This window comes from Chthonomonas sp. (assembly GCF_035294505.1).
In the GTDB taxonomy this organism is placed as follows: domain Bacteria; phylum Armatimonadota; class Chthonomonadetes; order Chthonomonadales; family Chthonomonadaceae; genus Chthonomonas.
In genome coordinates, this window is record NZ_DATGKU010000208.1 from 1 (window position 1) to 7,369 (window position 7,369).

General features: G+C 53.2%; 6 protein-coding genes and 1 riboswitch. Of the genes, 3 read left to right on the forward strand and 3 right to left on the reverse strand.

Features of this window, described 5'->3' with window-relative positions:
* A riboswitch (cyclic di-GMP riboswitch) is annotated at positions 1-75 on the forward strand. This riboswitch is flagged as partial in the annotation.
* A gap of 52 nt (positions 76-127) precedes the next feature.
* A complete protein-coding gene (gene flgM / locus VKV18_RS12795; RefSeq protein ID WP_324204587.1) occupies positions 128-445 on the forward strand; it encodes a flagellar biosynthesis anti-sigma factor FlgM in 318 nt (105 codons plus the stop codon).
* Between the two features lie 377 nt (positions 446-822).
* Here the strand turns inward: flgM and VKV18_RS12800 are convergent, their stop codons facing one another.
* The 3 genes from VKV18_RS12800 to VKV18_RS12810 are packed head-to-tail and all read right to left on the reverse strand — an operon-like array spanning position 823 to position 2,913.
* The gene (locus VKV18_RS12800) at positions 823-1,299 is read right to left on the reverse strand and encodes an NUDIX domain-containing protein (RefSeq protein WP_324204588.1); all 477 of its coding nucleotides are present in this window, start codon (positions 1,297-1,299) and stop codon (positions 823-825) included.
* Positions 1,300-1,307: 8 nt separating this feature from the next.
* The gene (locus tag VKV18_RS12805) at positions 1,308-2,165 is read right to left on the reverse strand and encodes a ParB/RepB/Spo0J family partition protein (RefSeq protein WP_324204589.1); all 858 of its coding nucleotides are present in this window, start codon (positions 2,163-2,165) and stop codon (positions 1,308-1,310) included.
* Complete coding sequence (locus VKV18_RS12810; RefSeq protein WP_324204590.1) at positions 2,119-2,913, reverse strand: ParA family protein; 795 nt, start codon at positions 2,911-2,913, stop codon at positions 2,119-2,121. Before VKV18_RS12810 ends, VKV18_RS12805 begins: the two co-directional genes overlap by 47 nt.
* Before the next feature lie 76 nt (positions 2,914-2,989).
* Between VKV18_RS12810 and VKV18_RS12815 the strand changes: the two genes are divergently transcribed.
* Complete coding sequence (locus VKV18_RS12815; protein WP_324204591.1) at positions 2,990-5,758, forward strand: UvrD-helicase domain-containing protein; 2,769 nt, start codon at positions 2,990-2,992, stop codon at positions 5,756-5,758.
* Between the two features lie 310 nt (positions 5,759-6,068).
* Positions 6,069-7,106: a ribosome small subunit-dependent GTPase A gene (gene rsgA, locus VKV18_RS12820; RefSeq protein ID WP_324204592.1), complete on the forward strand. Its 1,038-nt coding sequence runs from the start codon at positions 6,069-6,071 to the stop codon at positions 7,104-7,106.
* Positions 7,107-7,369: the final 263 nt, after the last annotated feature.

Sequence of the window (7,369 nt, forward strand, 5' to 3'; positions counted from 1 at the left end):
AAACCCATAGAAATGTGGGGGCGCAAAGCCATGGGCCTGTAGGGGTTTATCCCCCATGGTTGCCAGGTTGCCGTCCTCGACTCAGTTCGGCGCGGTTATCGCGTCTTAATGGTCAGGAGGCAAGACAATGCAAATATCTACCGAGGAAGTGAATCGTCTGCTAGCCGCCACGCCGCTACGTGGTGCGAACGTTAAAAGCCGCATGGCTCGTTCTCGAACCGGCGATTCGTCTTCGACCAGTCCGGAGGCTGTCTCCATCGAGATATCTGCCAAGGCGCAGGATATCCAGAAGGTCAAACAGGCTGTCGAGCAGGTTCCTGATGTTCGAATGGACCGCGTGATGCAGCTGAAGGCCCTCGTGGAGAGCGGTCAATATCATGTGAGTGGAGAAGAGGTTGCCGACCTCATGATCCGCCGCACTCTTGCCGACAACACGGCATTGTGATCGTAGCTGACTCCAGAAAGCGAAAGGGCAGGAGAACTCCTGCCCTTTTTACTATTGCACACCCACCCACACCTGCCTTCTTTTTTGAACCGTTGCTCAAACCATACGCAAATAGGACAGGTTCGATTCCTGCTTCAGCGACCGGGTACTCGTAGACCGGCACAAAGCCGCCGGGCCGCAGAGCCGATCTTCATGGACGTGACTACCTGTACAACTCGTGGTAGTGGCGCTAAGCGCTCAGTCTCAAGGTACCTCCTACCCCACAGGGGGTATTCGTCTCAATACTTTTGTTGGCTGTTGTCAACCCTATTGCCGCCTAAAGAAACGTCTGTTTGGCAAAAGTGGAAGGGAACCAGGTAATGTCAAACGTTTGACACTCACCGAATAAAGGTCATAAGCCGGTTAGACCAGGCATCGAGCGCGTTCTGGCGACTGTCTGGGATGATAAGCAGAGATTCTAGGTCGGAAGGGAGGCACCAACGAAAATCGGTTGCTTCCGCGCCGAGACGCAGTTCGCCTTCAACGTGCTCAACCAAGAAACAGAGGACAAAGCTACGGTGCACATTCCCATCTGGATAGGCGACTATGCTCTGTGGATCGGTGTTGATAGAGATAAGACGCACTACTCGTGTCAATAGACCGGTCTCTTCCAACACTTCTCGCACACAGCATTCGGCGGCGGATTCGGTGGGGTCAATACGACCGCCGGGCAGTGACCAGTAGTCGCTCTGTCGGCGCTTGAGAAATAAAATGCGACCTGCCGAATCCATGAGAACAGCAGAAACGCCGGGATGGAGCGGCACATTGGGAGAGGGAGCAAGGGGATCGTGGAAGTAAAAACGCTCTTTTCTCATTGCCGTATTTAACCTTCCTGAGGTACAAGGATGTCGAGGAGGCGCTCAAGTTCATCGAGAGAATAGAAAAATATTTCGATGCGCCCTGTGCCACTCGATGTGAAATGAAGGGCTACACGCGTCTTGAGTGCACCCTGCAAGCGCTCTTGGATATATTGAATCTGCGGGTCTGGAGGAGAGGGAGGAGCAGAAGAAGGAGAGAGAGCCTGACGAGCCGCTTTGGCCATACGCTCCGTTTCCCTAACGGAAAGACCACGCGATTTAACAACAGTCCAAAGGCGGAGGATGGCATCAGGACGCTCGGCCATCATGAGCGCACGGCCGTGTCCTTCAGATATCTCGCCACGTTCTAGGCTTTCCTGAACCTCCTCTGGCAGTTGTAAGAGACGTAAGGCGTTCGCGATCGCGGTGCGAGTCTTGCCTACACGTTGCGCAACCTGTTCTTGAGTGAGACCGAATTCGCGCATCATTCGGAGGTAGGCCTTGGCGGCTTCAATGGGAGTGATGTCCTCACGTTGAAGGTTTTCGACTATGGCCACCTCGAGCATCTCCCGTTCGGAACAGTCGCGCACCATGGCGGGAATGCGGGTTAATCCGGCACGTTGGGCAGCGCGAAGGCGACGCTCTCCAGCTACCACCTCAAATTTGCCCGAATCGGTCTCCCTCACAAGGATGGGTTGAAGGACCCCGTGCTCACGAATGGACTGGGCTAACTCTTCAAGCGCCACCGGGTCAAAAAGCGTTCGAGGTTGATAGGGATTGGGCAGAATCTCCGAGATATCTATCTCACGTACCTGACCCTGAGGAATATCTGCCGCCTCAGGAAGCAGCATGGCGAGACCGCGACCGAGTCCGCGTTTGGCCATATATCTCCTCCGCAATTTTCTTATAAGCAATCGCTCCACGAGAGCGAGGATCGTAGAGAGCTATCGGCAGTCCATGACTGGGTGCCTCGGATAAACGCACATTGCGAGGCACCTCGGTAGCAGAGACCTTGTCCCCGAGAAATTGACGGACCTCATCGGCTACTTGTTGCGAGAGACGAGTGCGCGAGTCGACCATCGTTAAAATCACCTTGGTGATCTCTAGCTTGGGATTCAATCGCTGACGAACTAGCTCGATGGTGCGCAAGAGTTGGGATATTCCCTCCAGTGCGTAAAACTCCGCTTGTAGCGGTATGATAAGTCCCTCTGCCGCAACCAGGGCATTTATCGTGAGAATGCCCAAAGAGGGTGGGGCATCTATGAAGATCAGATCGAAATGCCCTACCGCAGGCTCGATGGCCTCGCGAAGATAGTTGTCACGCCCGATTTTAGGCATTAACTCCAATTCGGCACCCGCGAGATCGATGGTGGCAGGAAGCACGGAAAGACCCGCGATGGGCGTTTCTACCAGAGACTCCAGAAGGGGATGGCCCTCTACAAGGACATCGTATGTCGAGTGCTCTAAGGATTTTCGATTGATGCCAAAGCCGCTTGTCGCATTGCCCTGCGGGTCGAGATCGATAAGCAGGGTTCGGGCACCCGCTAAGGCGGTATAGGCCGCAACATTGATAGCCGTTGTGGTTTTTCCTACCCCACCCTTCTGATTGACGATTGCGTATACTGTGGCCATGCTGTATCCAAAGGATGCCAATACGTGTTGGAAAAAAGTATACTCCATGAAGCAGACAGATAAGTAAGGGAGTGTCATGATGAGTTCTACCTTCACCCGATCGCAGCAGGCGGCCATCGAGGCTATGGATAAAGATGTCTGTGTGTCGGCAGGAGCAGGGTCGGGGAAGACCAAAGTTTTGGTAGAGCGCTTCGTGCGGATTATTGTTGAGAGCAAGCGTGGAAGCCTTGCCAAAGAGCTTCGAGCCACACCTGAACATATCCTTGTCATCACCTTTACCGATAAAGCCACGCGTGAAATGAAAAACCGGATCATCGAGGCATTTCGGAAACTGAATCTGCTGGAGGAACTGCACCAGATCGAGAATGCGTACATCAGCACCATTCACGGGTTTTGCGCGCGACTGCTGTTAGAAAACCCTTTTGAAGCTCAAGTAGACCCCCAATTTCAGGTGCTTGATGAGGTAAGGGCCGCCCAACTCCTGCATCGTTGTTGCGAACAGGAGTTGGATCGCCTAATAGAGAAAAACGACGCGCGAATACGAGAACTTTTGACGGCTGTACAAAATGGACATAATGAATTGCAAAACAATCGTGATTTAACTATTTTGTTGGCCGAGTCGTTGGAACATGTGCTCGCAACTCTGCGCAATGCCGGATGGCAGCAAGAAGATGTCGAAAACATCGCTGCCGAATCGCTGGATGGTATTGCGAGAAGGAATCTAGCGATTGTACGCACCTTTTTTGAACCCATCGTCTCTGAGCTGAAGGCATGTCGGAATGCCCTTGAGCCGCTTCTGGGAAGTCTGCGGGGAGGAATGCGAGAGCTTGCAGACAGGTTAGACCGTCAAATCGCGGCGTGTCCTCAATATGAAGGCGATCCCCACTCCTTGTTGGAGTGGTTCAAGGGGATAAAATCTCTTGTGAACCGGCGGAGTTATCATGCAAGTGGCCCTGGCGAACGTGATCTTTTACCCATTCTCTATCGCATAAAAGAGTCCGTGATCCAGGCGCTAAAGGTACACCAAACGACCCGCGAACTGGAGAGACAATCTGCCTCCTGTTGCCATAACTTTCTGGAGTTGTCGCTCCATGTGTGGCGCGCATATGAGGAGAGTAAGCGCCGTCTTGGCTGTCTAGATATGGAAGACCTTCAAAGCAAAGCAGTCCAATTGCTGGAAAATTTCTCTGCGGTGCGCCATCGCTACCAAAAACACTTCCGTCATCTGTTAGTAGATGAGTTTCAGGATACGAATCGTCTGCAAGTACGCCTCATTGAACTGCTGCATGAGGAAGGCGGCCAGATTTGCAACAGAAAATTTCTGGTTGGTGACATCCAGCAATCCATCTACGCCTTTCGCGGGGCGGAGCCTCTGCTGTTTCGGGAGGTCATTCGACAGGCAGAAAACGAAAAAAGACATGTCCACGTGCGGCTTACCGATAATTTTCGCTCTCGTCCTGAAGTGCTTAAACTGGTTGAACTGGTGTTTAAACGACATACCTTCGTTGAAGAGAACTTTGAACCTCTAACACCAGGGGCGGACTTTCTGCCGAAAGAGACTCCCTCTATAGAGATTCTGCTGGCGAGAAATATGCGTAGAGACGAGTATCAACTGAGAGAAGCGGAGGCTTTGGCCGTTCGCATTCGTGAGATTGTGGAGAACGAGCACCTGCACATCACCGCCCGCTCCGACCCGAGGTGTGGAGAGCCTGTACGCTGGCGCGACATCGCCGTGCTTTTTCGCAGCCTAACGCGTGTTGCCCTTTATGAAGAGGCCTTTGCCCGCCACGGAGTACCCTGTTTCGTCGTGGGGGGAGGACGAGGCTACTATGCAAGGCAAGAGGTTCGCGATCTCTTAAATGTCCTGACTTATCTCGATACTCCTTTTGATGATGTCGCACTGACCGCGGTATTACGTTCGCCGTTTGTTGGACTTAGGATCGATTCTCTCGTGGAACTGCATCGCCTTCGTGGAGAAAGAAGTTCGGCGCCGCCTCATCTCTCTCTCAATGCCTTGCTGAAATCGCAAGTTTTGACCGAAAGAGAAAAAGAAAGACTGCACTGCTTTCTGCAGGTTGTGGAAACGCTTCGCGCCCAGGAAGATAGGCTCCCTGTCGGCCAAATTTTGGAGAGGCTTATTCTGCAAACAAACTACGACATTTGTCTCCTAAGTCGGCCTAATGGCCGCAGAAGATTGGCGAATATGCGTAAGCTTCTACAGATGGCGAGTGCAGAACCGGTCTTCGGCGTCTCTGCCTTTATACAACAACTGAAAGAGATCGAAAAGCTTTCCCCCCGCGAAGGGGATGCCCCGACAGAAGAGGAAGAGGCAGACGTGGTGCGGCTGCTTACCATCCATCGGGCCAAGGGACTGGAGTTTCCTGTGGTGTGCTTGGCCGATCTGTCCCACCCATTCCAACTACCCTCTCAGGAGCTGTTTATCTGCCATGGCAAAACTATGGCCATCGGCAGCCGAATTATGGGAGAGGGCGATCTCGTCTACAATGTCATCGAGGAACTACGGTTACAGCGCGATCAAGAGGAGGCTGCGCGGTTGCTCTATGTGGCTCTTACCCGCGCAAAGGAGCATCTACTGCTTTCGGGATGTCTCAACGATCTGCCGTCCATATCAGAGAATTGGGCCTCTTCGCTGTTTCCCATGCTAGGTGTGAACGATGCGTCGGCAGAACCCCAAATACGGTCACTGGTGGGAGGACTGAAGGCCCGCGTGATGGCAATAACTCATAATGGAATAAATGACGAGGACAATGAAGCCTATCTGAGAGAAAAGAGGATAGATGCCCTCGCCGAAACATTGGCGAACCTGGAAAAAAGCGGAGGGTAGTGCAACAGAGTGTACAAGAGGAAGGGAATAGGATTTGACGGCTCTATTAGCGGTATAATAGACGTAGATACGATTATGGGCTGCAACCCGCTCTTAATGTCACCCGATTTTAGAGGACTTGCGGGATAGATTCCTTGCGACTTGTTTTAACAGTATCCTTATTACACGAGGTTTCGCCGAACGGATCGCCACGAGTGGCAAACCGTTGTCTCTTCAGCTGCCGGATTTATAGTGGGTTACACCGTGGTGAGTGGACTTCCCATCCATAGTGTGAATGTGCACCTTGGTGTGCATGGGAATGAGGAAAGGAATGGCGTCGGAGGCGTACAAAGCTCAGAACGAAAAAGGCGATATGGCCTGCAGGGAGTTGCAGGAAGGTATCGTGTTGAAGGTGCTAAGCGGCACCTACATTGTGCAAGCGGAGGCAGATAAAAGCAGCGATCCGCCTCGCTATACCTGCATCTTGAGAGGCACGCTTCGGAAACAGCTCACCTACACGGAGAGCGCAGCGCTCCCGCGCCGGGTTGTCAAGGCGAAAAGGCCCCCACAAACCGACGTCGTAGCCGTTGGCGATCGGGTGCTCTTTTCCATTTTGCCCAACCATACCGGCGTGATCGAGGAGGTGCTGCCGCGTCGAACGCGCTTCGCCAGAGCGGCCTTTCGTGGCAAGGAGCAAACGCTTGTCACTAATCTAGACCAGTTGGTTGTGGTCTTTGCTTGTGCCGAGCCAAACCCCGACCCGTGGCGCATAGACCGTTGGCTTGTGGCCGCCGAGGCGTTTGGTCTGGAGGCCGTTCTGGTAGCCAACAAGCGCGACCTGGTGGATGAGGCGCAATTTCAAAACAGTTTCGGTGAGTTTGCAGCGCTTGGCTACAAAGTCTTGCCGACAAGCGCCCTGAAAGAGACCGGCATTGAGCCGCTTCGTCAAGTGCTGCGCGGGCGTATTTCAGCCTTTACCGGCCCTTCTGGGGTCGGCAAGTCGAGCCTACTCAACGTTCTGCAACCAGGTTTGCACCTGAAGGTGGGAGCTGTTGGCGATGTTACCCACCGAGGACGGCATACCACCACCGTACGCGAACTTTTTCCGCTGGAGGGAGGCGGGTGGGTGGCCGATACGCCCGGTCTGCGGCAGCTTGAGCTGCCCGCCCTCTCTCGGCAAGAGTTGGCCGAATGTTTTGTTGATTTTAGGCCGTTTCTCGCTACCCCTTGTCGGTTTCGCGACTGTCGGCACGAAACCGAACCCGGATGTAGTCTTAAGATGGCGGTAGAGCAAGGGCAGCTTTCTGCTAGGCGCTATCGAAGTTTCCTCGAAATCGCTCATGAGATAGAACAGGATCGCACTAAATAAGCCGCATCCCTGGCCAAATAGGGCAAATCGCCTGTGTGTAGAATGAAGTCAGAAAAGTTCTTGAAACCGAACACTTCACGGTTGCGTAGTCTCTTCAAGAAAGAGAGCGCTCCGTGAGACCAATGGGGACGATCACACTCGTGGAAGAAAAGGATTCCGACCTCGTACAGCGTACGCTGTGTGGGGACTGGTCCGCTTATGATCAACTCGTAAAGCGTTACCAGCGCCAAATCTATAACTTCGCCTACCGAATGATGGGCAAT

Bases quoted from the DNA above. Each gene is read 5' to 3' on its own strand.
- flgM (WP_324204587.1), top strand. From the start codon at position 128: ATGCAAATATCTACCGAGGAAGTGAATCGTCTGCTAGCCGCCACGCCG.
- VKV18_RS12800 (WP_324204588.1), bottom strand. From the start codon at position 1,299: ATGAGAAAAGAGCGTTTTTACTTCCACGATCCCCTTGCTCCCTCTCCC.
- VKV18_RS12805 (WP_324204589.1), bottom strand. From the start codon at position 2,165: ATGGCCAAACGCGGACTCGGTCGCGGTCTCGCCATGCTGCTTCCTGAG.
- VKV18_RS12810 (WP_324204590.1), bottom strand. From the start codon at position 2,913: ATGGCCACAGTATACGCAATCGTCAATCAGAAGGGTGGGGTAGGAAAA.
- VKV18_RS12815 (WP_324204591.1), top strand. From the start codon at position 2,990: ATGATGAGTTCTACCTTCACCCGATCGCAGCAGGCGGCCATCGAGGCT.
- rsgA (WP_324204592.1), top strand. From the start codon at position 6,069: ATGGCGTCGGAGGCGTACAAAGCTCAGAACGAAAAAGGCGATATGGCC.